This is a genomic window from Streptomyces sp. NPDC033178, assembly GCF_055577685.1.
Genome location: NZ_JBVIPT010000001.1, coordinates 261,518 through 287,374 on the forward strand (window position 1 = coordinate 261,518; position 25,857 = coordinate 287,374).

Genomic DNA, 25,857 nt, shown 5'->3' on the forward strand with positions numbered 1-25,857 from the left:
GCCGACTCCCGGGTTCTGGGGGAAGCGTCAGGACTCGGTGCGCGGCAGGACGCGGTCGCGGCCCAGGCTGCCGAGCCAGACGGCGGACGGCTTCGGGGTGCGCTCGAAGGTGGTCGGGTCCACGGCGATCAGTCCGAAGGTCGGCTTGAAGGAGCCCCATTCGTAGTTGTCCAGGGCGCTCCACGCAAGGTAGCCCTGGACGTTCAGGCCGTCCTCGACTGCGGCGGCGACCGCGCCGAGGGCACCGGTGTAGTAGTCGACTCGACGGCTGTCGTCCGCGGTGGCGATGCCGTTCTCGGTGACGATCAGGGGTGTGTCGTCGCCGATGACCTCGGCGGTGTGACGCAGGGCGTGACCGACTGCGGTCGGGTAGTACTCCCACTGCGTGAGGGTGCGTTCGACGTCGTCGGGGGCCGGGACGGGACCCTCGGAGGCGATCTTGGTGCGGGTGTAGGACTGCACACCGATCCAGTCGTCGCCGCGGGCGGCCTCGATGAAGACGTCCTCGCGGGGGTGGCGGTAGTCGGCGGTGACCTGCTCGGCGCCGGGCAGGGCCTGGTAGACCTGGTTGGCGATGGTCCAGCCGACCTCGACGTCGGGGTGCTGGGCGCGGATGGTCTTGACGGCCGCCTGGTGCGCGGCGATCACGGCGCGGGTGGTCTCCTCGTCGGGGGTTGGCAGGCCCGCGGGCGGGAAGCCCTTGTCTCCGGCCTTCGCGGCTCCTGCCATGACGGCGATCATGTTCGGCTCGTTGATGGTGCACACGTGCCGCACACCGTCGGCGATGACGGGCGCGCACTCCTCGACGTAACGGGCGAAGAGATCGACGGCGCCGTCGGCGGTCCAGCCGCCGAGGTCCTCGAACCACTGCGGGACGGTGAAGTGGTGCAGGGTCACCATGGGGCGCAGACCGCGGGCGAGGGCGCCTTCGACCATACGGCGGTAGTGGGCGATCTCGGCGCGGGAGAAGGTGCCGAGGACGGGTTCGATGCGTGCCCATTCGATGCTGAACCGGTAGTCGGTGAAGCCCAGTTCGGCGAGCAGGTCCATGTCCTGCTCCCAGCGGTGGTAGCTGTCGCAGGCGTCCAGGCTGGGTTCGGCGATCCCGGCCGCGGGGTCGTGCTCCTTGCGCCACCAGTCGCTGTTGACGTTGTTGCCCTCGATCTGGTGGGCAGCGGTGGAGGCGCCCCACAGGAAGCCGTCGGGGAAGCGGGTGGTGGAGTGCGTCATCGTCCGTTTCTGTCCTTCTGATGTGGGGGTGATGGCATGGCGACCGGCCCGGGGGTCGCGGCGAAGCGACCGGCGGGTGCGGGAGGCCGGGAGAAGCGGGTTCGGGAAGGCCGAGGGAAGAGGCGCCGGGCGGGGCTACTTCAGGCCCGCGGTGGCGATGCCCTGCGTGAAGTGCCGTTGCAGGACGACGAAGACAGCCAGGACCGGGAGTACGACGAGGAGTGAACCGGCCATGAGCATGCCGTTGCCGCCCCCGACCGTGCGGTTGGGATCGTTGGCGAAGGTCGCCAGCGCCACCGGCAGGGTGTACTTGTCCGGGTCATTGGTGGCGATCAGCGGCCAGATGAAGTTGTTCCAGGAGCCGAGGAAGGTGAAGATCGTCAGGGTCGCGAGGGCGGGCTTGACCAGTGGGATCACGATCCGCCAGAAGATGTACCACTCCCCCGCTCCGTCGAGACGCGCCGCCTCCAGGAGTTCGTCGGGCACGGAGAGCATGAACTGCCGCATCAGGAACACCCCGAACGCGCCGGCCGCGAAGGGCAGCACGAGTCCGGCGTACGTGTCGATCAGGCCGAGGCCGTTCATCAGCACGTACAGCGGCAGGATCATGAGGTTGCCGGGGACCATCAGGGCGGCCAGCACGACAGCGAAGACCTTGGAACGCCCGGCGAAGTCGAGCTTGGCCAGGGCGTAGCCGAGCATGGAGCAGAACAGCAGGTTGCTGACGGTCACCAGGACGGCCACGATCAGCGAGTTGAGGAAGTACTGCGGCATGTCGAGCTGGTCGAGCAGGGCCGTGAAGTTGTCCAGCGTCCACCGGGAGGGGATCCACACGGGCGGGCTCGCCGTGAGGTCCTGCTTCGTCTTGAACGCGGACAGTGCCATCCAGAGGAACGGGGCGGCCATCACCAGCAGTGCGGCCGAGGCGACCGTGTAGAGCAGCGGGGTGCGCACCCGTCCGGTACGACGGCGGGTCCGGGCCTTGGTGGCCGTGTCGGCGGTCATCGGGTGTTGTCCTTCAGCAGTCGGAGCTGGAGCACCGTGACGCCCATGATCACGACGAACAGGACGTACGCCATGGCGCTGGCGTAGCCCATGTGGAAGAAGTTGAATCCCTCGCGGTACATGTCGAGCGACACGGTCAGCGTGGAGTCGGAGGGGCCGCCCTGGGTCATCACGAAGGGCTCCTCGAAGACGTTGAGGTAGCCGATGGTGGTGATGACCGTGGCGTACAGCAGGGTGGGCCGCAGCAGTGGGACGGTGATGCCGCGCAGTTCCTGCCAGGCGCCGGCGCCGTCGAGGCGGGCCGCCTCGCGGACATCGGCCGGGATCGCCTGGAGGCCGGCGATGCACAGCACCATGACGGTACCGAGGTTGCGCCACACGGCCATGGTGATCAGGGAGGGCATGGCCCAGGTCTCCGAGCCGAGGAAGTCCGGTGCGGTCAGGCCGACTTCGGAGGCGAGGGAGGCGATCAGCCCGTCGGAGGGGTCGAGTACGAAGCGCCAGACGACCGCCACGGCGACGATGGTCGTGACGACCGGCGCGTAGAACCCGACGCGGAACAACGTGCGGGCCCGGTCGATGCCGTTGTTCAGCAGGATCGCCGCCAGCAGTCCGAGGACGATGGTCGCGGGGACGCCGACGACCACGAAGTAGGCGGTGTTGAACAGGGCCTTGAGGAACTTGTCGTCCTGGAACAGCTGTGTGTAGTTGTCCAGGCCGACGAACTCCGCCTCCAGTGGGCGGGTGACGTTACGGGCGCCGAAGTCGGTGAAGCTCATCAGGAGCGTGGCGACGATCGGGAAGAGCATGAAGACGCCGAACAGCACCAGGAACGGCGTGGAGAACAGCCATCCGGTCAGGTTGTGCTTGCTCAGTGAGCGGCGGCCTCGGCGGGCGCGACCGGATTTCCCGCCGCTGTCGGGGCTCTTGTCGACGGCCGCCTGCGGGACGGCAGGTCCTGTGGTGAGGGACATGAGGGAACGCTCTCCTACTGCCTTCTACTGCACGAGTCCTTCGATCTCGGACTGGGCCTTGTCCAGCGCGGCCTTCGCGGAGGACTTGCCCTGGGTGACCGACTCGATGGCCGTGTCCACCTTGGAGGTGATCTCGGTCAGCTTGGGCTGGGAGGGGGTGGCGCGGGCGGTGTCCATCTGCTTCCGCCACACCTGCATGGTGGGGTCGGTGGCGAGATCGCCGGTCTTCCAGGCGGCCGTGTTGGCGGGCAGGTCGTTGGTGCGCTCGAACCAGTCGGCCTGACCCTTGGCACCGGTCAGGTAGGAGACGAGCTCCTTGGCGGCGGCCTTGTGGTCGCTGTCGGCGGAGACGGCCAGGCTGGACCCGCCGGCCATGGACACCGATGCCTTGTCGGCGGGAACGGGGGCGACGGCCCACTTGCCCTTGATGTCGGGGTAGTTCTCGTCGAGGAGGCTCGTGATCCAGGGGCCGCCGAAGAACATGGGCACGGCACCGGAGTTGAAGTCCTTGGTGACGTCGTAGCCGGGGCGTACGGACTTCTCGCTGAGACCCTTGTCGAAGTAACTGCCGTAGTTCTCCAGCGCCTTGACGGCCGCGGCGGAGTTCACGACGGCCTTGCCGTTGTCGTCGATGATGGCGCCACCGGCGGAGTACAGGAACTGGTAGAAGCTCTGTACGGTGTCGAGTCCGCCCGGCTGGATGGACAGGCCCCACTTGGTGTCGGCCTTCTTCTGGTACGCCTCGGCGGCGCTCTGGAGCTCGGCCATGGTGGCCGGGGCCTTCTTGATCCCTGCCTTGGTGGCGAGGTCGGTGCGGTAGAAGAGCACGCGGGTGTCGACGTACCAGGGGACGCCGTAGGTCTTGCCGTCGTAGGAACCCTGCTGCCAGGCGGCGGGGAAGAAGTCGCCCTCGCGGAAGGTCTTGGTGTCGACCGGCTCCAGGACACCCATGTCGGCGAACTCGCCCAGGTAGCTCCCGCCCATCTGCATCACGTCGGGCAGCTTCCCGGCGGCGGCAGCGGCGACCAGCTTCTGGTGGGCCACGTCCCAGCCGATCGGGGTGATCTTGACGGTGATGTTGGAGTGTGACTTCTCGTACTCCTTGGCGACGTCGCCGAGCTTCTCCCCCTCCGTGCCCATCGCCCACACGGTCAGGGTCTGCTTGGCGTCTCCTGCCACGCCCGCGCCACCCGAGCCGCCACAGGCGGTGAGGGTGAGCGCAGACGCCAGGGTGAGTGCGATCGACCCGGTTGCGACGGCGCGGTTCATGGGCAGCTCCTCCTTGAGCGGTGATGTATGCGCTGCCTGTAAGCGCATACATCACTCTGTTGCAGCGATTCCGGGCCTGGCAAGAGGGGCCTTGGTCACACTCCCGTAACGAGAGGGACATCCGACGGGCGGCCCGCACTGCCCGGGGACGCGGTACCGACCGCGAAGGGCCTGTGCGAGAGCAACGTAAGACGGATCAGTACACGGGGAAAGGATCTGTGATCCAGGGCTCCTGCCATTGATGGTTCCGCGAGCCTTCGGAAGCTCGCCGTACGCACGGTGGCAGGTGCCGGCTTTGCTGGCGCTACCGCGCGAGGGAGTCGTACGCCCGCGACGGTTTCGTGACCGGAGACGGCTACGGCGGGTGCGACGAGATCGGCGCCGGCGTACCGCGTCTCGGTGAGAGCGTCTGTGGCGGGATCGGGCACTGAGGGTGCTCTGGGAGGACTGGTTCTCGGAGTCGGACTGGCGGACCTGCTCACCGGCTGACCGGCTGACTGGCTGACCGTGCCGAGGGTCGGGGAGCGCTCACCGCGGAGTGGCGCCGAGGGAGCTTCCGCGAGGGCAGCAGTCGGCTCATCGGCAGGGAGCCCCCAGGGCCGCCGTCCTCCCCCTCCGTGTGTGGACGGGGAGTCTGGCCAAGGCGGGGTGAGCGTGAGCCGGTGCCCGGGGGTCAGCCGGCCGGTCGGACGGTCGGTCGCATGCGGTGGGCGGCAACCGACCCTCGGACGGGCGGCGTTCAGCCGGTCGTCGTCGAAGGGGTCGTCGCCTCGTCGCAACCGCAGCTCGCCCGGCGGACCACACCGACCGGCAGCATCAGTGAGACAGGCTCCTCCGGAGGCTGTCCGCTCAGCCGTCGTACCAGCAGGTCGACGGCCTCCTCCCCCATGCGCACCATCGGCTGGCGCACGGTGGTCAGGGCGGGGCGCACCAGGCGGCTCAACGGAATGCCGTCGAAGCCGGTCACCACCACGTCGTCGGGCACGCGTACACCACGGCTTTCGAGCGCTTGGAGAGCGCCCACCGCCATCTGGTCATTGGCGAACACGAACGCCTCGGGCCGGTCGCCGTCTCCCTCGCACAGCAGGTGAGCGGCGCGGGCTCCTTCCGCCTGGGTCATCATCGGCATGCGCAGTGCCGACGCGGCGGCGGTCTCGATCCCGGCCTCGCGGCAGGCCCGGCGGAATCCGCGGAAACGCGCCTCGACGTCCGGAGACTCGTCGACGAGCCCCACGTAGGCGAGGCGGCGCAGCCCGTGGTCGTGGACCAGGTGGCGGGTCAGCTCGTACTGGCCGTCCTCGTTGGCGACCTCGACGTGGTCGAGGTGGTCGAGCGAGGGGTCCTGCGCGCGGGGGCCTGCCAGCATCACCACCGGTCGGCGCCGGGAGATCGCTTCGAGCTCCTCGGTCGGTACCGTGCGGGCCATCACCGCGAAGCCGTCGACTCGGCCGGCCACCTGGGCCACGAGGTTCTCCGGGCCACCTTCGAGGGAAGCGGCGATCAGCAGGGCGTACCCGTGCCGGCGGGCCGCGCGTTCCATGCCCCGGATGATCTGGTCCGAGTAGAGCATCGCGGCATCGTCGTCCTCGGCGCCGAGCGTGTCCGGGTCGGAATAGTCCGGGAAGCACAGACCGAGGACGCCGGTCGAACGGCTGGCGAGACCGCGGGCGTTGCCGCTCGGCACGTATCCCAGCTCGCCGGCCGCCGCCAGCACCCTCTCGCGGGTGGCGGCGCGCACGGAGTCGGGGCTGCGGTACACCCTGGACACGGTGGCGATGGATACACCGGAGCGTTCGGCCACGTCGTACACCGTGGGGATCGCGTTCACGATGCGGTGCCGTTCATGGGTCGGGCCCCCGTCTCTTCTGATGCATGCACGTAGATGAAAGCGCATTCACCCTAGGGCGGGGAGGTCTGTGAGGCAACCGGGGCTCGGAGCCGGGGTGTCGTGGCTGCGGAGACGGGTGCCTCTCCCATGTTGTCGCCTGACACCAGGGGTTCAAAGACGTCCGCTCCGCGGGCAACGCCTTCACCCTCGCCTACGCGCTTTCCGCCTCGGCCTTCAATGTCGGCATCGCGGTCGGCTCCCTCATCGCCGGGATCGCACTGGACTCCTCGCCAGGGCTGACCGGCCCGGCCTTGATGCACAGGCACATGGTCGCGCTCACTCTGGTGTCGCTGCGCACCCTCGGCGCACTATGCGCGCCGCCCCCTTGGGTACGCGGAACGCGTGGCTTTCCCCGGAACGGGTTCCGCGGCCGGCGGGTGTCAAGGCTGCTGAGCCGGTCGCGCTTCCGGAGGTGGCGGGGCACGCTGGAAGCAGCCACTCGTGATGCACGGTGCCGCCCGGTGCGGGAACGAGGCGGTTTGCGGTGCACGGAACGGGAGCACGGGACGAGGTGACCACGCATGCGCCACGAGGTCGTGCCATCGTCGCGGATCGCTTCTCGCAGCCCTCGTTACCCTCGTGGTCCTCGTAGCCGACGTCACCCCCTCGCACTGAAGCGGAGCGCGGGACATGCCCCGCCTTTCGGACCCGTCTGAGCCGTCCGAGCCCGATGAGCTCTCTGAGCCATCCGGCTCAACGGGGCCTCCGGGTGTTGCGGAGCCCCCGGACACTTCGAGGGCGCCCGATGATTCGGGGGCGCCGGATTCTCCGGACGCCGGTCACCCCGGCCGACCCGGCAGAGACAGCAACAGGAGCAGAGGCAGAGGCAGGGGCGCGGACAAGGCCACGGGCTGGGCGCATCTCCACAACCGCAGGCACCGGTCTGCGGAGCTGGGGCGCCTCCTCCATGACAGAGGTACGCACGTATGGCAGCGCGGCAAAGAAGTGGAGCTGATGCACCGGGCCATGGGATTCGCCGCGCTGGGACTGGTGACGCTCGCGCCGCTGCTGATCGTGGTCGCGGCGGCCCTTCCGATCGAGGAACGCGGCTTCGCCCTGTGGATCGTGGACGGAATGGGGCTGTCCGGACGCCCCGCCGACGCCGTACAGGATCTCTTCGCCGCACCCAGCAAGGTCCTGAGCACGACCAGCGTCCTGAGCGTGGTGTTGCTCGCGCTCTTCGGCGTGACGTTCGCGGGCAGTGTCCAGACCGGTTACGAAAAGGTGTGGGACCTGCCGGCCGGGCGCTGGCACACCGTATGGCGACGTGTGGTGTGGCTCGTCGCTCTGACGGCCTACCTCTTCGCCGAAGCGCAGAGCGTAGCCGTCCTGGGGTCGGGAACCCTGCGCTCATGGGGCCGGATCGGGCTGTCCTCGCTGCTCGGCGTGCTCTTCTTCTGGTGGGCACAGCGTTTCCTGCTGGGCGGCCGCGTCCCCTGGCGTGCCCTCCTGCCGGGCGCCATCGCCACGCTGGCGGGCCTGGTCGGCCTGCGCCTGTTCTCGTCCCTGGTCTTCTCCCCGCTCATTGTGAGCAACGCGGTCTCGTACGGCTCGGTCGGCACCGTCCTCATCGTGACGTCCTGGCTCATCGGCGTCGGCTTCGTCGTCTTCGGCGGCGCCCTCGTCGGTCGGTACTGGTATCTCCACGAACCGCACCACATTCCACACCCCCATCCCCACCCGCGCTCCCGCACCCGGAAGCGCTGAAGTTCCGAAGCTCCGAAACTCCGAAGGGCTCGTCGGCGTGGACGGGGCGGCCCACCTGCCCGAGGCCTTCGAGGAGAAGTCGGCGGACAGGCCGTTGGACCACCTAACCAGCAGCCGTCGCCGCGTCGGCAACTCCGCGGGCGGTTGGCTCCGCGGAGGCAGACGGCGTGCGGTAGGCGCGCAGAGGAGCGTTGGCCACTGCCACGGCGGCAATCGCCAGGACGGCGGACAGGCCGCCGGCGACGAGGGAGAAGGAGGCGGAGGTGGCCGACGCCAGCAGGCCGCCACGGAAGTTGCCGAGCTCGGGGCCCGCGACACCGATGACGTGTTCCACGGACGAAACCCGCCCCCGGTACGCGTCCGGGGTCTCCAACTGCACCAGGGCACTGCGGGTGACCACGGACACGGTGTCGGCGGCACCGGCCATGGCCAGGCAGCCGAGCGCCAGCCAAAGCGGCCCGGCCAGGCCGAAGCCTGCCAGCGCCACGCCCCAGACGCAGGCCGCGGTCAGCTGGACCAGGCCACCACGTCGCCAACGCGTCACCGTGCCGGAGAGCAGACCGGCTGTGATCCCCCCGACCGCGACGGCCGAGAGGAAGAAGCCGAGGGTCTGTGGGCTGCCCTCGAAGCGGATTTCGTTGACCAGCGGGAAGAGTGCGATGGGCATCGCGAGCAACGTCGCGGACAGGTCGGTGGCCATCGAGCCCCACAGCGTCGGACGGCGAAAGATGATCCCCCAGCCGCCACGTTCAGGTCGGCGCCTGCCGCCAGAAGCGTCGACGCCCTCGGGTTTCATGGCCGGGAGGCGGATCACCGCGAGCATCGAGACTGCGACGGCCATGGCCTGTGCGGCGTAGGCGGCAGGGAAACCCCAGTGGGCGATGATCAGCCCGGCCAGCGCGGGCCCGGCCAGCATCGCCGCCTGGAAGGAGACGTTGGTCAGCGCGAGACCGGCCGCGACCTGGTCGGAGGAGAGCAGCCGGACCGGGAACGTACGCCGGGCAGGTGCACCGAGCGCGCCGCATGCGGTCCCTATGGCGACCAGGGCCAGCAGCAGCGGCACGTTCCGGTTGTCCGCCAGAGCCTGGGCACACAGCCCCGCAGCGGCCAGCAGTTGGCCTGCCGTGGTGGCCCGCACCACCGCACGGCGGTCGACGGAGTCGGCCAACGTGCCGCCGAACAGCCCGAACAGCACCATCGGCAGGCCAGTCGCGAGCCCGATGGCGCCGGTGCCCACCGGGCTGCCGGTGAGGTCCCACACCTGGGCCAGCACCGCCACGGTGGCTATCTGCCCTCCGAGTTGGGAGGCTGCGGAGCCGATCCACAGGTCGCGGAACGGTCGGCTGCTTCGCAGCGGGCGGGTGTCCAGGAACCGGACGCGCCATCTCATCCCTGTGGCTCGACGAGGTGGTGAAGTATCCGCTGTCGCATGGACCGCTGCTCCAGCGCCCGCCGCAGTTCCTCGACGACGGTGGTCATTGGGTACGGGACCTCTGCGTCCAGCTCGGCGACCGTCGCGTGTGTGGCACGCCACTCGGCCTCCAGGAACGGCACCAGCGACCGGCCACGCTCGGTCAGGTCGATCCGCCGGGTGCGGGCGTCGGGGCCCGGCTCGGAGGTGACCAGATCCTCCTTGCGCATGGCGGCGATGGTCTGGCTGATCGCGGAGTGCGAGCGGTCCAGGGACTCCGCGAGCTCGCGGATGGTCAGCGGCCCGGTGTGGGCGAGCCGGATCAGCGGATAGGCGAACCGCGGCCGCACCCCCTTGATGCCACGCTCGACGTAGACCTGCTCGATCTCGGCGTCCATGGCGGCCAGCAGCTTGTGCAGCGACTGCCAGGGATCGGGCAGCGCCGTGGGATCAGGATATGTAACAGCGCTAATATAACAGCGCTGCGATAATCGGGGGCAGCCCTTCACCCGGGGCCATCGAGCTGGAACGGTCACAGAGCTGGGGAATGCAGGACGACAGCGGCCCGGCCGCCGAACTCATCGGCCGCGCGCACCACTTCGACCGCCTCGGCGAAGTGTCCGGGAAGGCGCCGGTGATCACCGACCATGGCGGCCCGGTCTCGGCTGACGACCCGTCGCGGCTGGCAGTTCAGTACCGGCTGCCGGTCCGGTACGCCGGCTCAGGAGAGGCCATCGGACCCATCGGGCGCGCTCGTTCCAGTTGCGGGAGCGACCACCGACCCGAAGGGCTTCCGGCGTATACGCTCCCCTTTCTGCAGCCGTTCGAATCGCACAGGCGAACAGGGGGAGTTCGAGGTGCAGGCGCTGCGCGAAACGGATCCTCGGTGGATCGGCCGGTACGCGGTTCTGGGCAGACTCGAGGGGGGGGCGGCATGGGCGAGGTCTACCTCGCCGGAGCCCGCCGACCGGTGGCTGGCCGTCAGGCCGGTGCGGGCCGAGCATGCCGCGGACCGGACCTTCCGGGCCGGTTTCCGTCAGGAGGTGCGGGCGGCGCGGACCGTGGGCGGGCTCGGGACATACGTCGCCCAGGACGTACGTCGCCCGTGTCGTCGACGCGGGCACCGAGGCCGAACTGCCCTGGATGGCCTCGGAGTTCATCGACGGCCAGAACCTGCGCGACGCGGCTCTGGACCACGGCCGGCTGCCCGAGGAAGCGGTGCGATCACTGGCAGCCGCCCTCAGCGAGGCACTCATCGCGATCCACGCCGCTCCCGGACACCTGCCGGGCAGGCGATCGCCAACGGCCGGACAACGCCAGCAGGGGGCACGCGGCAGCAGCAATGGTGAAGGCGTTGAGCTCGGGGACGGAGGCGATGTTGGCGCACAGCGAGAATCGACATCGTCGCGCGGCCGCTTCCAAGATGAGCCACATGTCGCGCTGGCTGTTGTCAGCCGGACTGCTCAACCGTGTTTGGAAACGGCCTCGCCTCCAAGCTGCCACATTTCATAGTTCCCACATTCTGCCGTGATCTCGGCCGTCGCCTGAGCCGCGGTGAAGAAGTCATCGACCACTGGCGAGGTGCGCGATGCCGCCACCGCGAGGCACACCTGGTCGGGCGCCAGATCCGGGACGGGCACATAGATGACGTCCGGATGTGAGTAGAACACGGTCGCCGAACGGGCCAGGAACGAGATGCCCCGGCCGGCCGCGACATGCTCGAGCGTCTCGTCCACCCCGCGCACCAGGTACCCGGCGTTGGGGTGCGGGCGCCTGGTGGGCTGCGTGCTCGGGTCGGCATGCCAGACCAGTGGTTCGCCGGCCAAGTCGGCCTCGGTGACCTCCTCCTTGCCGGCCAACCGGTGGCCGGCGGGCAGCACCACCACCCGCGGCTCGGTGTACAGCGGGGTGACGCGCAGACCGGCCTCATCGATGGGCAGCCGCACATAACCGACGTCGATGCGGCCGTCGAGCAGCATCGGGGCCTGGTCGTCCCATTCGATCCGCTGCACGTCCACGACCACGTCCGGGTGCCGGGCCTCGAACGCCCGCGCCGCCGGGATGACCGGGATACCGGCCCGGAAACCGACCGTCAGCCGCCGGCTGCCGCGGGCGGCCGCGGACACCCGGCGGCGGACCGCGTGCGCGGAGGCGAGCAGCGGACCGGCGTCGGCCAGCAGTTGTCGGCCCGCGTCGGTCAGCGCTACTCCGTGGCGATCCCTGGTGAACAGCGAGGCGCCGAGATCCTGCTCGAACGCGCGGATCTGCCGGCTGAGCACCGGCTGCGCGATATGTAGCTCATCGGCGGCGCGGCCGAAGTGCAACAGGTCGGCCACGGCGACGAAGTAACGCAGTTTGCGCAGGTCCAGATCCATGGCGCCTCCCGGTCCGGTTATACCTTCAGGGTATCACCACGACTTAAAGAGGTCTTGGACACCCACTCAGGGTCAATGGCAACCTGAATAAGTACCTGATGGGGCCGAAGCGAATTCAGCATAAGAATTCGGCATCGGAATTTGACAGCAGGCCCAGGCTCAGAATGAGCACATCAGGAATTGAGCGCCATCCATCGTGTCATTCGACGGCGTCGATGACGCAACCGTTAACAACGACGGGGTGGGCATGGCGTCCTGTCCAGCTCTGGAAAGCAGGCACACCAATGAGCAGCATCAGCATTATCGGCCTGGGGAACATGGCCGGCGCCCTGGCCGACCGGGCGCTCGCCGGCGGCAACGCCGTCGAGATCATCGGCCGCGACCCGGCCAAGGCCAAGGAATTGGCCGCCACGCTCGGCGGCGCCACTGTCGGTACGGCCGACGCCGCCCCGGCCGGGGACATCGTTGTCCTCGCCGTGCCGTACGCCAGCGCGGCGGCGGTGGTGAGCGAGTACGGGGACGCACTGCACGGCAAGGTCATCATCGACCTCACCAACCCCGTCTCCCCTGATTTCCAGGGCTTTGTCACCCCCGACGGCAGTTCCGGCGCGCAGGAGATCGCCAAGGCCGCCCCCGCCGGCGCGCATGTCGTCAAGGCGTTCAACACCCTGTTCTCCCACGTTCTGGCGGCCGGCCCAGCCGAGGGTCGCCCTATGGACGTCTTCATCGCCGGCGACGACGCGCAGGCAAAGACACGCGTGTCGGCGTTCATCGAGAGCCTGGGGCTACGCCCGATGGACACCGGGCGGCTGGCAATGGCGCGGCCACTGGAGAACGTCGCCCTGTTGCAGCTGGGCCTCGTCGCCCACTCCGTCAAGCACACCAACTTCTTCCTCGGCGTCAGCATTCTCAGCTGAGCGCACCCGCACCACCACTTCTCGCGCCACATCACGCCAGTCGATCTACGGCACGAGAAGAACAGCCCCTCCACCTACTTTTACAAGGAGCAGTAGCGTGCGCGTTTTCGTCACTGGCGGGACCGGCCATTCCGGCTCGTACATCATCCCCGAGCTCATCGCCGCCGGACATGAGGTCACCGGCCTGGCCCGGTCGGACACGGCCGCGGCGGCGGTGTCCGCGCTCGGCGCGAAGGTGCGTCGCGGCGACCTCGAGGATCTCGACGGGCTCAAGGAGGCGGCCGAGGACTCCGACGGCGTCATCCACGTCGCGCACAGGCAGGACCTGCTTCCCTCCGGCGGGCTCGACGCCGTGGCCGCCGCGGAGCTCCGGATCATGCTCGCGTACGGCGAGGCACTTGCGGGGACCGGAAAGCCGCTGGTCGCGGCGGGGAGCATAGGCTCGCCAGGGAACCTGGGCCGGCCGGCCACCGAGGAGGATCCGGCCCTTCCCGGTGGCGATGAGTACAAGGGCACTCTGCGGGTTCGTAACGTCGTGGAAACCGCCGTGATCGGCCTCGCTGAGCGGGGAGTGCGGTCTTCGGTCGTGCGGATTGCCAACATCGCGCACAGCACGACCGATCGTGCCGGCTTCCTCGTGCAGCTGATCGCGCTCGCGAAGGAGAAGGGTTTCGTCGGCTACCCCGGAGACGGCGCGAACCTGTGGAACGCCGTGCACGTCCGCGATGTCGCCTCCCTGTTCCGCTTGGCGCTGGAGAAGGCGCCGGCCGGCAAATACTGGCACGCGGTTGGGGACGGGGCCATCCCGCTCCGCGAGATCGCCGAGGCCATTGGCAGCCGCCTGGTTCTGCCCGCCGTGAGTGTTCCTGCGGACGTACTGATGGTGCCGGGATACTTCGGGTTCCTCGCGAACATAGTCACGCAGAACTACCCGGCGTCGAACCTCATCACCCGCCGGACCCTCGGCTGGGAACCCGCTCAGCCCGGCCTGCTCGCCGATTTGGACAACGGCCATTACTTCTCCGCCGGTTGACGGCAGGGACCCGAATCGCAACGGGTCCGGCAAATGACAAGGGTTCGGCTCTTCTGGAGGGACGCTGAGAATATGATGACTGTGGGATTCAGCGGAAGCGGCAACATCGGCAGTGCCGTCGCGCGGCTCGCCATCGAGGCCGGGCACCAGGTGGTGCTCAGCAACTCGCGCGGTCCCGAAACGCTCGCGGACACGGCCGCGGAACTGGGGCCGCGGGCGTCCGCGGCGACGAGCGGGGAGGCCGCGGCGGCCGGTGACATCGTCCGCCCGCCCAGCGGGGCGGCCGACCGCTCCTATCTTCCGATCGCCGGGGACTCCGCGCCGGCGAAGTCGGCGGTGACCGAATTCATCGAATCCATCGGGTACGGCATGGTGGACGCGGGACCGCTGGCCGATAGCCGGCGGCAGGCGACGGGCACCCCGGTGTGGGGGACCCCGTACGGGCCGTTCTCGAACGAGAAGGGCCGGCCGGTCGGCGAGGACGCCATCCGCGCGGCACTGGCCACCGCAACGCGGTAACCGCAAGTGGGCGTGGGCCGCGGTATGGTCCGGCCGTGTTGTGGCCCCGTCCGGTAGGGGGCGCTTTCCAGGGGTCACTGCAACACGTGGTTGTGTTGATCAGGCCGTGAGTAGTTTGTGCAGGCACTCGGCTGGGGTTTCCCAGCCGAGTGTTTTGCGTGGGCGGCCGTTGAGTTCGGCGACCAAGGCGGCCAGGTGCTGGCGGGTGTGGGCCGAAAGGTCGGTGCCTTTGGGTGCCTCTGTGGTTGTCAAGCTGGTCGGGGTGTTGGCGTAGGCCCAGGTTCGGCGGGTCCGGGACGTGACCAGACGGTCGAGCCGGTCAGGGTGGTCCGCGGCCAGGGCGTAGCCGGTCCACATTCCGACGTCGTGACCGACCATGGCGAAGTGCTGATGGCCGAGCGTGTCCATCAGCGCCACCATGTCGCGTGCGAGCGTGCCGGTGTCGTACCCGCCCAGGGGTTTGTCGGACAGTCCGACACCGCGCGGATCGACCGCGACGACCTGGAAGTCCTGGGCCAGGGACGGCATCAGGAGTCGCCAGGCGTACCAGGTCTGGGGCCAGCCGGCCAGCAGCAGCACCGGAGGCCCTTCGCCGCCGGTGACGGCGTGCAGGCGCACTTCACCGGTGTCGACGTACTGGCTGGTGAAGGCCGACACCCGTACGCTCGACGAGCTCGCCACGTATGTCGTCGCTGTCAACCAGTCACTGGCCGTCCTGAGCCGTGCCGGCATCTCGGACGCCGAGCTGCGCTCCGTGGCGCGGCTCACCTGCACAACGGTGGCGGACACCCTCGCCCTCGCAGCATCCGAGGGCGTCACCCAATGCTGACGGGCACCGGGCCCGCTTGACCCGCAAGTCAGGGGGTTTGGGCCCGAGTTGGCGATCGCTCAGCCATGATCTGTCATGGTGAATGACCCCGCCCTGGTGCCGCGAGGTGATTTGGGCACGGCAATGCCCAGGACGCGGGTCGCTGACGATGAAGTGGGAGAAGCGTGTGATCGTCTGGGTGAACGGTGCGTTCGGCAGTGGGAAGAGCACGCTGGTGGATGAACTGTGTCCGCGTTGGCCCGAGGCGCTGGTCTATGACCCGGAGTTGGTCGGGTATGTGCTGCGCGAGATCGTCGAGGTGCCGACCGGCGATTTCCAGGATCTGCGGCTGTGGCGGCGGCAGGTCGCGGAGCTGGCCGTGGGTCTGGTCCAGGAGTACCAACGCCCCCTCCTGGTCCCCATGACGCTGGTGAACCCCGGGTATGTCGGCGAGATCTTCGGTGCGATCAAGGACGCGGGCATCGTCGCCCACCACTTCTTCCTCAAAGTCTCGCCGGAAGTCCTGGCGAAGCGGATCGACGGACGGAGCTTCACCCCCGACGATCCCGCCAAGGACGAACAGGTCCGGCAGTGGTGCAGGGACAGGATCGAGCCATGCACGGCCGCGGCCGACACCTTGCCCGGCGACACTGTGTTCCTGGACGGCGAGTTGCCCCCGCGGGAACTGGCCGACAGCGTGCTTGCCCACGTCAGCGCAGGCCCGAAGGGCTGACACGAGAGACTGGCGGGGCCGGGTCTTGTTCCGGTCTTTTAGCGGCTGGCCGGCCGCTGGCGGATGCCCTTCTCATCCCTGGCCCGGCTCTTGATGTGAGCCGGGAAGTCCGGAGTCCCCGGAGAGATGGTGTCCCTCGTCGCCCTCACTGACCCGTGCAGCCCAGGGCAGGCGGGACCGCAGGTGAGACAGTCTGGGGGCGGCCCACAGCCCGGCGGAGCCGAGCAGGATGAGGCAGATGCCGAAGAACCGCCTCGGTGCCTCCACTTCGGAGCATGCCTCTTCCCCGTCGCCGGGCCGCCCGTCCTCGTTCTCACCAACCGTGAACGCGGTCCCGCAGTCAAGTCTGACCATCGACACGAGGCCGTCCCGCCCGCCCGTGTCGTCATCCTCGAAGAGGCCGCCCGGCAGGATCATGGCCTGGTCGCTCGTGTCCCAGGAGTACAGGACGCTCATGTCGTACGGGTGGCCTTCGTCATCTACGAAGTACGCGGCCGTGCGGGGAACCAGGAGCAGCCATCCAGCCCCCAGGAGCGCGGCAACCGACACGAGTCGCACCCAGAACTTCGGCCTGCGGAGGACGTTCATGGCCGGGACGGTAGGGGGTGTCGCCCGGGACCGGTCCCGACAGGTCATCGCCCTGTTGGGCAGGGTGGATGGGGTCAGACCTCGGCCAGGTGTTGATCGTGCCGCACCACGCGGCATTGAAGCTGTGCCCTCTTGAAGCAACAGCAACTCGACCCACACGACCTCGATACGGGCACCCTCGCTCTCTTCGTGGGCTTCGCCGCCCCGTCCGCCGTCCAGGCGGAACTCGCCGTCAGCGGCTTCCCCGACCTGCGCATGTCCCACGGCTACGTCTTCCAGCAGCTCCTTCACGCCAGGCCCACCATCGGTGACCTCGCCGAGAAGCTCTACATGACCCAGCAGGGAGCCTCCATCAACGAAGCCCGTCACCGCGGCCCGCGATGCCCGGGCGGCACTGGAGGAACGCCTCCGGCAGCGCTTCGGCACCGCGGCCCTCGACGCCGCCCGCGCACCGGTCGCCGCCCGCGCACTGGTCGCCGACCTCCTCGACGACCTCGGAGGCACTGCCGCCGTCCAGCGACGCGAGGTCAGGCCACCTCGGTAGAGCCGAGCCCGAGGAGCGATGCCGCTCAACAGACAGGCGCCCAGCGCGTGTTGGGCCGGAGCTCGTTTCCTCGGCACGGAATCCCCGCGCGAACCATGCACAACCATTCGGATGCCCCGCGTGTCACACCAGGCAGGAGCAAACGCCTGCAAGAAGTACAAGGGGGAAATATGAGATTCAACCGTTCCGTCCTGGCCGGTGCCGCTTTGGCAGCCCTGTCCGTGGGGGCCACCACCGCGTTGGCGGCGCCCGCCTCCGCCGCACCCAACACCACACCGCAGAAGGTCTGCGGAAGCAGCTACAAGACCGTGAACTCGGCGCCCATAGGCTCGTTGGGCACCGTCTACCTGACGTACAACTCGTCGAACGGCGAGAACTGCGTCGCGACGATCCGCAGCAACCCCGGCACCGCGGTGGACATGTCCACCTGGATCTACGTCCCCGACACCGACGAAGGTGCGGAGGACTACGGGCGGTACACGTCGTACGCGGGTCCGGCCTACGTGTACGGCAAGGCCCACTGCGTCGACTGGGGCGGCCACATCAACAACGTGTACGTCCAGGTGACCGGCTCCAACTGCCAGGCGCTCAAGGAGCACCGGACCACCTTCACCCGCTGATCCGCTCCTCCTCCCGGCCACCACCCTCCCGTGCCGCCGAGTCCCGCCGCCCGACCAGGCGGGGCCGACGGTCATCGTGACGGCGCCCATGACCAGCCCGTCGCGCGGGAACCCGTAGTGGTTCGGCCCGCCCTGGCAGACTCACGGAGTTCTGCCAGGGCGAGGGCGTTCCTGCTGATCGACCGGCTCAGCGGCGGACCCGGTAACGGATATGGGTGGCCTCCGGTGTGTCGATCACCTGGATGATCTCCAACTCGATCTGCGACGGCAGGACGTCGAACAGCCGATGACCGCCACCGAGCAGCACCGGGATCTGATGGATCTGCACCTCGTCCAGCACCCCGGCCGCGAGCGCCCGTTGGGCCGTGTACCCGCCGTGCACCAGGACGTTCCGGCCCCCGGCCCCGGATCCAGCAGCGTCCCGCCCGATGCCCCGATGCCCAGCGGCAGACTGACCAGCGCGGCGACGGCCATCGCGATCGCCAGAGCGTCCAGCCGCGGGAAGCGGGCGCCCGCGCGGGCGTTGAGCACGATGTCCGCCGCCCACATTCCCCCGGCACTCAGGGCGAAGGCCACGCCCGCGACATTGAGCTGGGCGAAGCCTCCCCTGCCCAGCAGGCAGACCCCGGCCAGTGCGAGACCGGCCCACACCAGGCTGGCGGCGCGGCGCGAGGCGACGACCGACAGCAACAGCGGACCGAGCACCTCAAGGGTGACCGCCGCCCCCAGCGGAATACGGTCGATCGCCTGGTAGAAGAGGACGTTCATGCCGCCGAGCGCCAGGCCGAACCCGCCGGCCACCGCCCAGTCGGCGCGCGAGTACCCGCGCAGCCGGGGCCGGGTGATGACGAGCAGCAGCACCGCGGCCAACGTCACCCGCAACGCAACCACCCCGAGCGCCCCGGCCCGGGGGAACAACAACGCGGCGAAGGCCGACCCGAACTGCACCGACACCGCCCCGGCCAGCACTAGTCCGACACCGCCGAGGGTGCCGCGCCCCGCGGCGTGACGAACGAGAACAGGCGCGGCCGTCGTCCTGGTGGAGCGGTGCTCCGTGGATGTCATGCCCTTCAAGCCAGGGATCCGGACGCACCGCGTGAAATGCCGATTCCGCTGTGTTTATGCTCCCGAGGCATGACCATCGAGTTGCGGCACCTGCGTGCCTTCCTCGCCATCGCCGAGGAGGGCAACGTCACCCGCGCCGCCACCCGTCTCCACGTGGGCCAGCCCGCGCTCTCCCGCACACTGCGCCGGCTGGAGGACCACCTGGGCGCCCGGCTCGTCGACCGCTCCACGCACCACCTGGAGTTGACCGCCGAGGGTCATGCCTTCCGTGACAAGGCCCTCGCTGCCCGGCGAACACACCATCCCGTTGCTGCGCCGCTGGGACCAGACGCGCCCGGGGACTCAGCTGGAGCTGCTCCGCATCGACGACCGTACGGCGGGCCTCACGCAGGGCACGGTCGATGCGGCCCTGCTGCGCGGCGCGGTCACCACGGCCGGGCTCCGCACGGAACCACTGCTGTCGGAGGAGCGCGTGGTGGTCATGCCGGCGGACAGCCCGTTGGCGGCTCTCCCCCGGATCACCCTGGCAGACCTCGCCACCCATCCGATCGCCCTCAACACCGTTTCCGGCACCACGGCATTGGACCTGTGGCCACCGACGGCCCGGCCCGTCGCGACCATCGAGGTGACCAACACCGACGAGTGGTTCATCGCCATCGCCGCGGGCCGCGCCCTGGGGGTCTCCACATCGGCCACCCCGAGCAACTACACGCATCCCTCGCTGGTCTACCGCCCCCTCGCGGACGCGCCGACCGTTCCGGTCGTCCTCGCCTGGCGCGAGGGGCCCGGGCACCCTGCCATCCCTGACCTGCTGGCACTCGCACGCCAGGTCCTCGCAGACGGAAGCAACTGAACCGACCGGGAGTCAGCGAGGCCGGCGGGTGTTGAGGCGGGCTGCCTGGCGGGTGAGGTGGGCGCGCTCGGCGAGGTTGGGTGCCTTCTGGGCCGCCTCTGCGTACAGCCGTGCCGCCGTCGTCAGGTCGCCGTCGCGTTCGTGGAGGTAGGCGGCCACCGCGGTGTGGCGGGGCAGCGAGTCGTCCAGTGCCGCGAGCGCCGCCAGGCCGGCCCGCGGTCCGTCCGCCTCGCCGACAGCGACCGCGCGGTTGAGTCGGACGACGGGGTTGTCGGTCAGACGGGCGAGTTCGTCGTACCACTCGACGATCTGCACCCAGTCCGTCTCCTCGGCGGCGGGCGCGTCCGCGTGGAGCGCCGCGATGGCGGCCTGCGCCTGGAACTCGCCCAGCCTGTCGCGGGCGAGGGCCGCCTGCAGGATCTCGACGCCCTCGGCGATCGACTTGGTGTCCCACCGGCCGCGGTCCTGCTCGGCCAGCGGGACCAGGCTGCCGTCGGGCGCGGTCCGGGCGGCGCGGCGGGCGTGGTGGAGCAGCATGAGGGCGAGCAGTCCCGCGACCTCGGGGTGGTCGATCACGGTCGCGAGCTGCCGGGTGAGGCGGATGGCCTCGGCGGCAAGGTCCACATCGCCGGAGTAGCCCTCGTTGAAGACCAGGTAGAGGACGCGCAGCACGGTCGCGACGTCGCCGGGCTGGTCGAACCGCACGCTGGAGACGGTGCGTTTGGCCCTGCTGATGCGCTGGGCCATCGTCGCTTCCGGCACCAGGTAGGACTGGGCGATCTGGCGGGTGGTCAGCCCGCCGACCGCGCGCAGCGTGAGTGCGACCGCGGACGACGGTGAGAGCGAGGGGTGGGCGCACAGGAAGTAGAGCTGGAGCGTGTCGTCCGTCGCCGGTGCGGGCCCGGGCGCCGGTTCCTCCTCGACGAGGTCCTCGCGCCGGCGGCGGGCGGTGTCGGCGCGGGTCGCGTCGAGGAACTTGCGCCAGGCGACGGTGACCAGCCAGCCCTTCGCATCCCGCGGAGGGTCGGCCGGCCACACGCGGACCGCCTCGATGAGCGCGTCCTGCACGGCGTCCTCGGCCGCCGCGAAGTCGGCTCCGCGGCGGACGAGGATGCCGAGCACGTTCGGCGTGAGGCTCCGGAGCAGAGCCTCGTTCACTTCCACGGGCATTCCGTGGCGGTGGGCTGCGCGCCGTAGAACGGGCGCAGCTCCAGCCACTCGTGGATCGGCCGACCACCCGCGCCGGGGGCGGCCGACAGTTCACCCGCCAGCTCGACGGCACGCTCGTAGCTGTCCACGTCGATGATCATCCAGCCGGCGATGAGGTCCTTGGTCTCCGCGAACGGCCCGTCGGTGACCGGCGGGCGCCCCTCGCCGCCGTACTGGACGAACGTCCCCTCCGGAGACAGCGCCTGACTGTCGACGAACTCGCCGCTCTTCTCCAGCCGCGCCGCGAAGTCGCTCATGTACTGCACGTGCGCCGAGATCTCCTCGGGCGTCCACTGGTCCATGGGTACGTCGTTGACCGCAGCCGGGGCGCCTCGGTAGTGCTTCAGCAGCAGGTACTTCGCCATGGTGTCTCTCCTCGGTACTGGTGCGCCCCATTGTGGTCGCGTTCACTGCAGGGACGGAGCCGGCCACGGGTTCTCGACATCGCCGCCCAAAGTTTGTTAATGCGGCTTACTCACGTGTGCGGGGATCCGGCGGTGGATGTCCTCGATCAGGGTCCGCATTGCCATGCGGAAGATCTCGGCCTGGTGGTCACCGAGGAAAGAGGTGTGCCCGAACACCTCCAGGACGACGAGACCGTGCAGGTGTCCCCACGCGCTCAGCAGGAGAGCGGTCGAGGCCGGGGGCAGATGTCCCAGACCGTAGTGCGGCAGCTGTTCCAGGTATGCCCGGAGCGGGGGCGAGAGTGCGGGGGTCTCGGCTGCGGCGAGTTGCTCCGCGGTGAACCCGTCGAACATCTCGCGCTCGAAGATCGAGCTCATCCGGCGCGTCGCCTGGGTGGTCGGGCCGTCGACCGGTGCCGCATAGTCCCGCAGCGGTGTTCCGTAGAGGAGTTGGAAGCGCTCGGGATGGGCAATGGCCCATCGGCGGTAGCCCTCGGCCGCGACCACCAGGCGCGGCAGGGCCGGGTCGTCCGGCGCGGTCTCGACGGCGGCCTGCACGGCATCGGTCAGGTCGTCGTACGCCTTGGTGACGAGGGCCGTGACGAGGGCGTCCCGGCTCGGAAAGTAGTGGTAGAGCGCCTGCACGGTCATGCCGAGGCTGCGGGCGACCGCTCGTAGGGACAGGGCCGCGGGCCCTCGTTCGGCGATGTGGCGCTCGGCGGCGTCCAGGATCTCCTGCGTGGCGGCGGCCCGGCGGCGCTGGCGCAGGGTGGGCGTGGCCATTGCGTGTTCCTCCGCGGGCATGCGGCGACCGTACGACGGTCGCCCCTGTGGGCACCCAGAATTGCAGGGTGTGAAGAAAATCTAACACTGCCAAATCTTCTACCGCGTCACTAACGTCTCTCTCGGCGACGAAGAGTGCGACACCGCACCTGCTCCTGACGGGGTGAAGAGACTCCGCAGGGCACCGCGCCGGCCCCACGCAGGTCAACTCCGGCCGTTTCGCGCCGTTTTCACCGTATGGACATCAAAGGAGATCGGGCGTGTTTGAACGCATAGCCGAACTGGCGATTCGCCGGTCCCGGCTGGTACTCGTCGTCGCCGTCGTGGCTGTGGCCCTCATGGGAGCCCTGGGCGCCGGCGCGTTCGGCAAGTTGCTGGGAGGTGGCTACGACGACCCGGCCTCCCAGTCCTCCCGGGCCGCGAAGGTCATCGACGAGAAGTTCGGCGGGGAGACGAACCTGGTCCTGCTGGTCCGCGCCTCCGAAGGCCGTATCGACGACCCGGCGGCCCAGCAGAGCGGCCGGGCCCTGGTGGCCGACCTCAAGAAGGAACAGCACCTTGAGAACGTGGTCTCGTTCTGGGACACGGCCAGCCCCGATCTCCGCTCCGAGGACGGCCGCGAAGCCATGGTGCTCGCGCATGTGAAGGGTGAGGGCACCGAGCGGGACGAGAACGCCAAGAGCGTCATCGACGCCTACACCGGACCGTACAAGGACGCGTTCACTGTCCAGGCAGGCGGCGGCGCCGCCGTCACCAGCGAGATGGGAACGCAGTCGGGCGAGGATCTCGTCCTGGCCGAGGGCATCGCGGTGCCGCTCACGCTCGTGCTGCTCCTGCTCGTCTTCGGAAGCATGGTCGCGGCCCTGTTGCCCCTGGCGATCGGAATCATCGCCATCGTGGGCACGTTCGCGGAGCTCTTCGTCCTCGGCAGCGTCACCGATGTCTCCATCTTCGCGATCAACCTGACCACGGCTCTGGGCCTCGGCCTCGGCATCGACTACGCGCTGCTGATGGTCAGCCGGTTCCGGGAGCAACTCGCGGCAGGAGCGAGCGTGGACGACGCGGTCCGGCGGACGGTGAGCACCGCAGGCCGTACGGTCGCGTTCTCCGCCGCGACGGTCGCGGCCGCACTCGCGGCACTCATGGTGTTCCCGCAGTACTTCCTGCGCTCGTTCGGCTATGCCGGGGTCGGTGTCGTCGCCATCGCGGCCGTCAGCACCCTGTTCGTCATGCCGGCCCTGTTCGTCGTCCTTGGGCACAGGGTCAACAGCGGGCGGCTGCCGTGGGCGAAGCGTGAGCGCTCCGGCACCCGGGCACCGTTCTGGGGACGGCTGGCCGGCACGGTCATGCGGCGGCCCGCGCTCACCGCGCTGCCCGCGCTCGCGGTCCTGCTGCTGGCGGCGAGCCCGCTCCTCGGCATCACCTTCGGCACACCGGACGAACGCGTGCTGCCCGAGGACGCCGAGAGCCGCCAGGTCTCGTCGGTACTGCAGGAGAAGTTCAACGGCAGCGACGACTCGGCCGTCCACGTCGTCATCGACAAGGCCGTGAGCAAGGCCCCGCTGGAGTCGTACGCGGTCGAACTGTCCGGGCTCAAGGGCGTGGTCCGCGTCGAGACCAGCACGGGAACCTACGCCGACGGAGGGTCCGGGGCGACCGACCCCGGCAACAGCGCCCTCGGCCGCCCCGACGCGCAGCAGATCAACGTGGTGAGCGCCCTGGAACCGAAGTCCGACGAGGCCCAGAACCTGGTCGATGAGGTACGGGCGGTCGCCCCGCCCGCCGGGTCACACTCCCTGGTGGGCGGAGTCGACGCCGTACTGGTCGACTCCAAGGACTCCGTCGGCAGCCGGCTCCCGCTCGCCGTGGCACTGGTCGCCCTCACCACCTTCCTCCTCCTCTTCCTGTTCACCGGCAGCGTCGTACAGCCACTGCGTGCGCTGGTCCTCAACATGATCAGCCTGGGAGCGACCCTCGGCGTCATGACCTGGATCTTCCAGGACGGCAACCTCTCCTCGCTGCTCGGCTTCACGGCGCAGCCGATGGATGTGTCCATGACCGTGCTGATGTTCTGCATCGCCTTCGGCCTCTCGATGGACTACGAGGTGTTCGTCACCAGCCGGATCAAGGAACTCCACGACCTGGGCGAGGACAACGAGTCCGCCGTGACCAACGGTCTCGGGCACACGGGACGCATCGTCACCGCTGCGGCCTGTCTCCTCGCGGTGAGCTTCTTCGCGTTCGGAACGGCCAAGCTCAGCTTCATGCAGCTGTTCGGCCTGGGCAGCGGACTGGCCATCCTCATCGACGCCGTCGCCGTACGCGGCATCCTCGTTCCCGCCGCGATGCGCCTGCTCGGCCGCTCGGCCTGGTACGCGCCCGGATTCCTGCGCAAGTTCCACGGGCGGTTCGGCCTCAGTGAGGGCGGCCCCGCGCCCACTGCCGCGCCGGGATCCGCGGTGGAGTCGCCGTACGTGAAGGACTCGACGGGAGTCTGACCGACCGAGCCCATGCGCCGCTGTGTGCCCGCCTCTGCCGTATGAGAGGCGGGCACACAGCGACGCGGTCGGCCGATCGCCGGGGCGGGCTGTCACGGGACACTCATGACGTCTGTCACGAACAGTGATGACAGGCCGCGCTGCTCTCACTGTCCATTCGGGCCTAGCTTGGAATGAGGCCCACTCCCGAGGGCCTCTCCCGACACCGCCGGTTGGAAATGGACCATGCAGAACGAGACCCTCCTTGTCGAAGATCTGATGCTGCTGCTGATGGACGACAAGTCGGAGGCGATCGCGGGAGCCGGCACGCTGTACTACACCCTCGGCGGCGCCGTTCTCGTCGAGCTCGCCCTCGACGGACACGTCACGGTCGACGATGACGACAAGGGACTGAACGGTCTGAAGGTGCACGCCGTCTCCGGCGATCCGCTGTCGGACCCCGTGCTCCGGACGGCCCAGGAGAAGGTCGCCGACCGAGTACGAGGTGCGCAGACCCTCCTCATCGAGATCGGCACCGGGTTGCGCGAGACCGTTCTCGACCGACTCGTCGAGCGGGGCATGCTGCGCCGGGAGACCAAGAAGACGCTGGGTGTGTTCCGTTCGACTTCCACGACGGCCGCGGACACGGGGCACAAGAAGGCCCTCATGGAGAAGGTCCGGGCCGTCCTGGTCTACGGCGAGGAGCCCGATGCCCGTACAGCGGCGGTGATCGGGCTGCTCTCCGCAAGCGGCACCCTGCCGAGTCTGCACGGCTCCATCCCGTGGTCGGGCAAGGTCTACAAGCGTGCGAAGGAACTGGAGCAGGCCAGTTGGGGCGCCGAAGCGGTGAACACCGCCGTGCTGCGGACCGTGGCAGCGGTCTCCGTGGGGACCGCTGTCGCCGTCGGCGTGACCAGCCAGGTGTATTGATCACGAGGTCAGGCGTGCCAGTCGAGTTGCTGTTCAGGGACACCGACGGAGCGGCCGTAGTCCTGCGCCTCGCGACGGCCTTCGGCTTGCCCTCGTGGGTAGCGGAAGACCTTGTCGGCAAAGATGACGAAGGTGTCGCGCGAGGTGTGAAAGTCGGTGTACCAGCCTCCCGTTGACGAAAGACTGGACGCCAGCTGATCCGCGAGCCGCTCGGCTTCGAGCTCGTCGGCGACGAAGTCCAGCAGTGTCCAGAGCCGTGGCTGGTCCTGCCCGGGGTCGGTCATCTCGACCCGTGTCAGCTTGGTGATCTGCAGTGGAATCCCGGTCAACTGGGCCCCGGTCCGCAGGCTTTCGGCGATCAGTACCCCTTCGAGCATCTGAACCTCCTTGGTGTCGGTGGGATTCTTTCCTTCTCGGGGCCTTCTCGGGGCCTTCTCAGGGCCTTCTCGGGACCCCTCCCGACGCCCCTCAGTAGAGTCCCCGGCGTTCGAGCACGGACGCTCGGACACGCAGTG

Annotated in this window: 23 protein-coding genes and 4 pseudogenes; 10 read left to right on the forward strand and 17 right to left on the reverse strand. The window is 69.2% G+C overall.

Going from position 1 to position 25,857, the window contains the following annotated elements:
* Positions 1 to 27: 27 nt before the first annotated feature.
* The 5 genes from ACZ5VQ_RS01265 to ACZ5VQ_RS01285 all read right to left on the reverse strand — a co-directional run bounded on the left by ACZ5VQ_RS01265 (position 28) and on the right by ACZ5VQ_RS01285 (position 6,306).
* Entirely contained in the window at positions 28 to 1,230 is a 1,203-nt protein-coding gene (locus tag ACZ5VQ_RS01265) for a glycoside hydrolase family 1 protein (protein ID WP_469103098.1), read from the reverse strand.
* 135 nt (positions 1,231 to 1,365) lie between these two features.
* Positions 1,366 to 2,235, reverse strand: coding sequence for a carbohydrate ABC transporter permease (locus tag ACZ5VQ_RS01270; protein WP_469103099.1), 870 nt, complete (start codon positions 2,233 to 2,235; stop codon positions 1,366 to 1,368).
* A complete protein-coding gene (locus ACZ5VQ_RS01275) occupies positions 2,232 to 3,209 on the reverse strand; it encodes a carbohydrate ABC transporter permease (RefSeq protein WP_469103100.1) in 978 nt (325 codons plus the stop codon). The genes ACZ5VQ_RS01270 and ACZ5VQ_RS01275 overlap by 4 nt, the downstream gene beginning before the upstream one ends.
* A gap of 24 nt (positions 3,210 to 3,233) precedes the next feature.
* Positions 3,234 to 4,478 carry a sugar ABC transporter substrate-binding protein gene (locus ACZ5VQ_RS01280; RefSeq protein ID WP_469103101.1) on the reverse strand — a complete coding sequence of 415 codons (1,245 nt, stop codon included), beginning with the start codon at positions 4,476 to 4,478 and terminating at the stop codon, positions 3,234 to 3,236.
* 739 nt (positions 4,479 to 5,217) lie between these two features.
* The gene (locus ACZ5VQ_RS01285) at positions 5,218 to 6,306 is read right to left on the reverse strand and encodes a LacI family DNA-binding transcriptional regulator (RefSeq protein WP_469103102.1); all 1,089 of its coding nucleotides are present in this window, start codon (positions 6,304 to 6,306) and stop codon (positions 5,218 to 5,220) included.
* 1,014 nt (positions 6,307 to 7,320) lie between these two features.
* Between ACZ5VQ_RS01285 and ACZ5VQ_RS01290 the strand changes: the two genes are divergently transcribed.
* The gene (locus ACZ5VQ_RS01290) at positions 7,321 to 8,073 is read left to right on the forward strand and encodes a YhjD/YihY/BrkB family envelope integrity protein (RefSeq protein WP_469103103.1); all 753 of its coding nucleotides are present in this window, start codon (positions 7,321 to 7,323) and stop codon (positions 8,071 to 8,073) included.
* Positions 8,074 to 8,176: 103 nt separating this feature from the next.
* On the opposite strand, the gene ACZ5VQ_RS01295 is transcribed toward ACZ5VQ_RS01290, so the two are convergent.
* From ACZ5VQ_RS01295 to ACZ5VQ_RS01305, 3 genes are all read right to left on the reverse strand, one after another.
* Positions 8,177 to 9,463, reverse strand: coding sequence for an MFS transporter (locus ACZ5VQ_RS01295; RefSeq protein WP_469103104.1), 1,287 nt, complete (start codon positions 9,461 to 9,463; stop codon positions 8,177 to 8,179).
* Complete coding sequence (locus ACZ5VQ_RS01300; protein WP_469103105.1) at positions 9,460 to 9,882, reverse strand: MarR family winged helix-turn-helix transcriptional regulator; 423 nt, start codon at positions 9,880 to 9,882, stop codon at positions 9,460 to 9,462. Before ACZ5VQ_RS01300 ends, ACZ5VQ_RS01295 begins: the two co-directional genes overlap by 4 nt.
* Before the next feature lie 1,065 nt (positions 9,883 to 10,947).
* Entirely contained in the window at positions 10,948 to 11,859 is a 912-nt protein-coding gene (locus tag ACZ5VQ_RS01305; RefSeq protein ID WP_469103106.1) for a LysR family transcriptional regulator, read from the reverse strand.
* A gap of 284 nt (positions 11,860 to 12,143) precedes the next feature.
* On the opposite strand from ACZ5VQ_RS01305, the gene ACZ5VQ_RS01310 reads away from it, so the two are divergent.
* The 3 genes from ACZ5VQ_RS01310 (at position 12,144) to ACZ5VQ_RS01320 (ending at position 14,328) form a co-directional block, all read left to right on the forward strand.
* Positions 12,144 to 12,776 (forward strand): NADPH-dependent F420 reductase, encoded by a 633-nt coding sequence (locus ACZ5VQ_RS01310; RefSeq protein WP_469103107.1) that lies wholly within the window; start codon positions 12,144 to 12,146, stop codon positions 12,774 to 12,776.
* A 97-nt stretch (positions 12,777 to 12,873) separates the two neighbouring features.
* Positions 12,874 to 13,809 (forward strand): SDR family oxidoreductase, encoded by a 936-nt coding sequence (locus tag ACZ5VQ_RS01315; protein WP_469103108.1) that lies wholly within the window; start codon positions 12,874 to 12,876, stop codon positions 13,807 to 13,809.
* Positions 13,810 to 13,881: 72 nt separating this feature from the next.
* A complete protein-coding gene (locus tag ACZ5VQ_RS01320) occupies positions 13,882 to 14,328 on the forward strand; it encodes an NAD(P)-binding domain-containing protein (RefSeq protein WP_469103109.1) in 447 nt (148 codons plus the stop codon).
* Positions 14,329 to 14,427: 99 nt separating this feature from the next.
* Here the strand turns inward: ACZ5VQ_RS01320 and ACZ5VQ_RS01325 are convergent.
* Positions 14,428 to 14,562, reverse strand: a pseudogene (locus tag ACZ5VQ_RS01325) (IS30 family transposase); the annotation flags it as partial.
* 90 nt (positions 14,563 to 14,652) lie between these two features.
* A pseudogene (locus ACZ5VQ_RS01330) lies at positions 14,653 to 14,856 on the reverse strand (alpha/beta fold hydrolase); the annotation flags it as partial.
* Between the two features lie 97 nt (positions 14,857 to 14,953).
* Here ACZ5VQ_RS01330 and ACZ5VQ_RS01335 point away from each other — a divergent pair.
* Together ACZ5VQ_RS01335 and ACZ5VQ_RS01340 are read left to right on the forward strand one after the other, a co-directional pair.
* The gene (locus ACZ5VQ_RS01335; RefSeq protein ID WP_469103110.1) at positions 14,954 to 15,157 is read left to right on the forward strand and encodes a hypothetical protein; all 204 of its coding nucleotides are present in this window, start codon (positions 14,954 to 14,956) and stop codon (positions 15,155 to 15,157) included.
* A 166-nt stretch (positions 15,158 to 15,323) separates the two neighbouring features.
* Positions 15,324 to 15,869: a P-loop nucleotide/nucleoside kinase family protein gene (locus tag ACZ5VQ_RS01340; RefSeq protein WP_469103555.1), complete on the forward strand. Its 546-nt coding sequence runs from the start codon at positions 15,324 to 15,326 to the stop codon at positions 15,867 to 15,869.
* A gap of 72 nt (positions 15,870 to 15,941) precedes the next feature.
* Here the strand turns inward: ACZ5VQ_RS01340 and ACZ5VQ_RS01345 are convergent, their stop codons facing one another.
* Complete coding sequence (locus ACZ5VQ_RS01345; protein WP_469103111.1) at positions 15,942 to 16,457, reverse strand: hypothetical protein; 516 nt, start codon at positions 16,455 to 16,457, stop codon at positions 15,942 to 15,944.
* A 714-nt stretch (positions 16,458 to 17,171) separates the two neighbouring features.
* On the opposite strand from ACZ5VQ_RS01345, the gene ACZ5VQ_RS01350 reads away from it, so the two are divergent.
* Positions 17,172 to 17,621: a spore-associated protein gene (locus ACZ5VQ_RS01350; RefSeq protein WP_469103112.1), complete on the forward strand. Its 450-nt coding sequence runs from the start codon at positions 17,172 to 17,174 to the stop codon at positions 17,619 to 17,621.
* A 187-nt stretch (positions 17,622 to 17,808) separates the two neighbouring features.
* On the opposite strand, the gene ACZ5VQ_RS01355 is transcribed toward ACZ5VQ_RS01350, so the two are convergent.
* Together ACZ5VQ_RS01355 and ACZ5VQ_RS01360 are read right to left on the reverse strand one after the other, a co-directional pair.
* A complete protein-coding gene (locus ACZ5VQ_RS01355; RefSeq protein ID WP_469103113.1) occupies positions 17,809 to 18,003 on the reverse strand; it encodes a dihydrofolate reductase family protein in 195 nt (64 codons plus the stop codon).
* A 23-nt stretch (positions 18,004 to 18,026) separates the two neighbouring features.
* Positions 18,027 to 18,686, reverse strand: a pseudogene (locus ACZ5VQ_RS01360) (EamA family transporter); the annotation flags it as partial.
* A gap of 69 nt (positions 18,687 to 18,755) precedes the next feature.
* On the opposite strand from ACZ5VQ_RS01360, the pseudogene ACZ5VQ_RS01365 reads away from it, so the two are divergent.
* Positions 18,756 to 19,539, forward strand: a pseudogene (locus tag ACZ5VQ_RS01365) (LysR family transcriptional regulator).
* A 12-nt stretch (positions 19,540 to 19,551) separates the two neighbouring features.
* Here the strand turns inward: ACZ5VQ_RS01365 and ACZ5VQ_RS01370 are convergent.
* The 3 genes from ACZ5VQ_RS01370 to ACZ5VQ_RS01380 all read right to left on the reverse strand — a co-directional run bounded on the left by ACZ5VQ_RS01370 (position 19,552) and on the right by ACZ5VQ_RS01380 (position 21,956).
* A complete protein-coding gene (locus tag ACZ5VQ_RS01370; RefSeq protein ID WP_469103556.1) occupies positions 19,552 to 20,697 on the reverse strand; it encodes an RNA polymerase sigma factor in 1,146 nt (381 codons plus the stop codon).
* The gene (locus tag ACZ5VQ_RS01375; protein ID WP_362070294.1) at positions 20,694 to 21,113 is read right to left on the reverse strand and encodes a YciI family protein; all 420 of its coding nucleotides are present in this window, start codon (positions 21,111 to 21,113) and stop codon (positions 20,694 to 20,696) included. The genes ACZ5VQ_RS01370 and ACZ5VQ_RS01375 overlap by 4 nt, the downstream gene beginning before the upstream one ends.
* A gap of 96 nt (positions 21,114 to 21,209) precedes the next feature.
* Entirely contained in the window at positions 21,210 to 21,956 is a 747-nt protein-coding gene (locus tag ACZ5VQ_RS01380; RefSeq protein WP_469103114.1) for a TetR/AcrR family transcriptional regulator, read from the reverse strand.
* A gap of 239 nt (positions 21,957 to 22,195) precedes the next feature.
* On the opposite strand from ACZ5VQ_RS01380, the gene ACZ5VQ_RS01385 reads away from it, so the two are divergent.
* Positions 22,196 to 24,433, forward strand: coding sequence for an MMPL family transporter (locus ACZ5VQ_RS01385; protein WP_469103115.1), 2,238 nt, complete (start codon positions 22,196 to 22,198; stop codon positions 24,431 to 24,433).
* A gap of 225 nt (positions 24,434 to 24,658) precedes the next feature.
* A complete protein-coding gene (locus tag ACZ5VQ_RS01390) occupies positions 24,659 to 25,342 on the forward strand; it encodes a GOLPH3/VPS74 family protein (RefSeq protein WP_469103116.1) in 684 nt (227 codons plus the stop codon).
* 8 nt (positions 25,343 to 25,350) lie between these two features.
* Here ACZ5VQ_RS01390 and ACZ5VQ_RS01395 read toward each other — a convergent pair whose 3' ends face one another.
* On the reverse strand, positions 25,351 to 25,719 hold the full coding sequence (locus ACZ5VQ_RS01395; protein ID WP_469103117.1) for a hypothetical protein: 369 nt from the start codon (positions 25,717 to 25,719) through the stop codon (positions 25,351 to 25,353).
* Between the last annotated feature and the right edge of the window lie 138 nt (positions 25,720 to 25,857).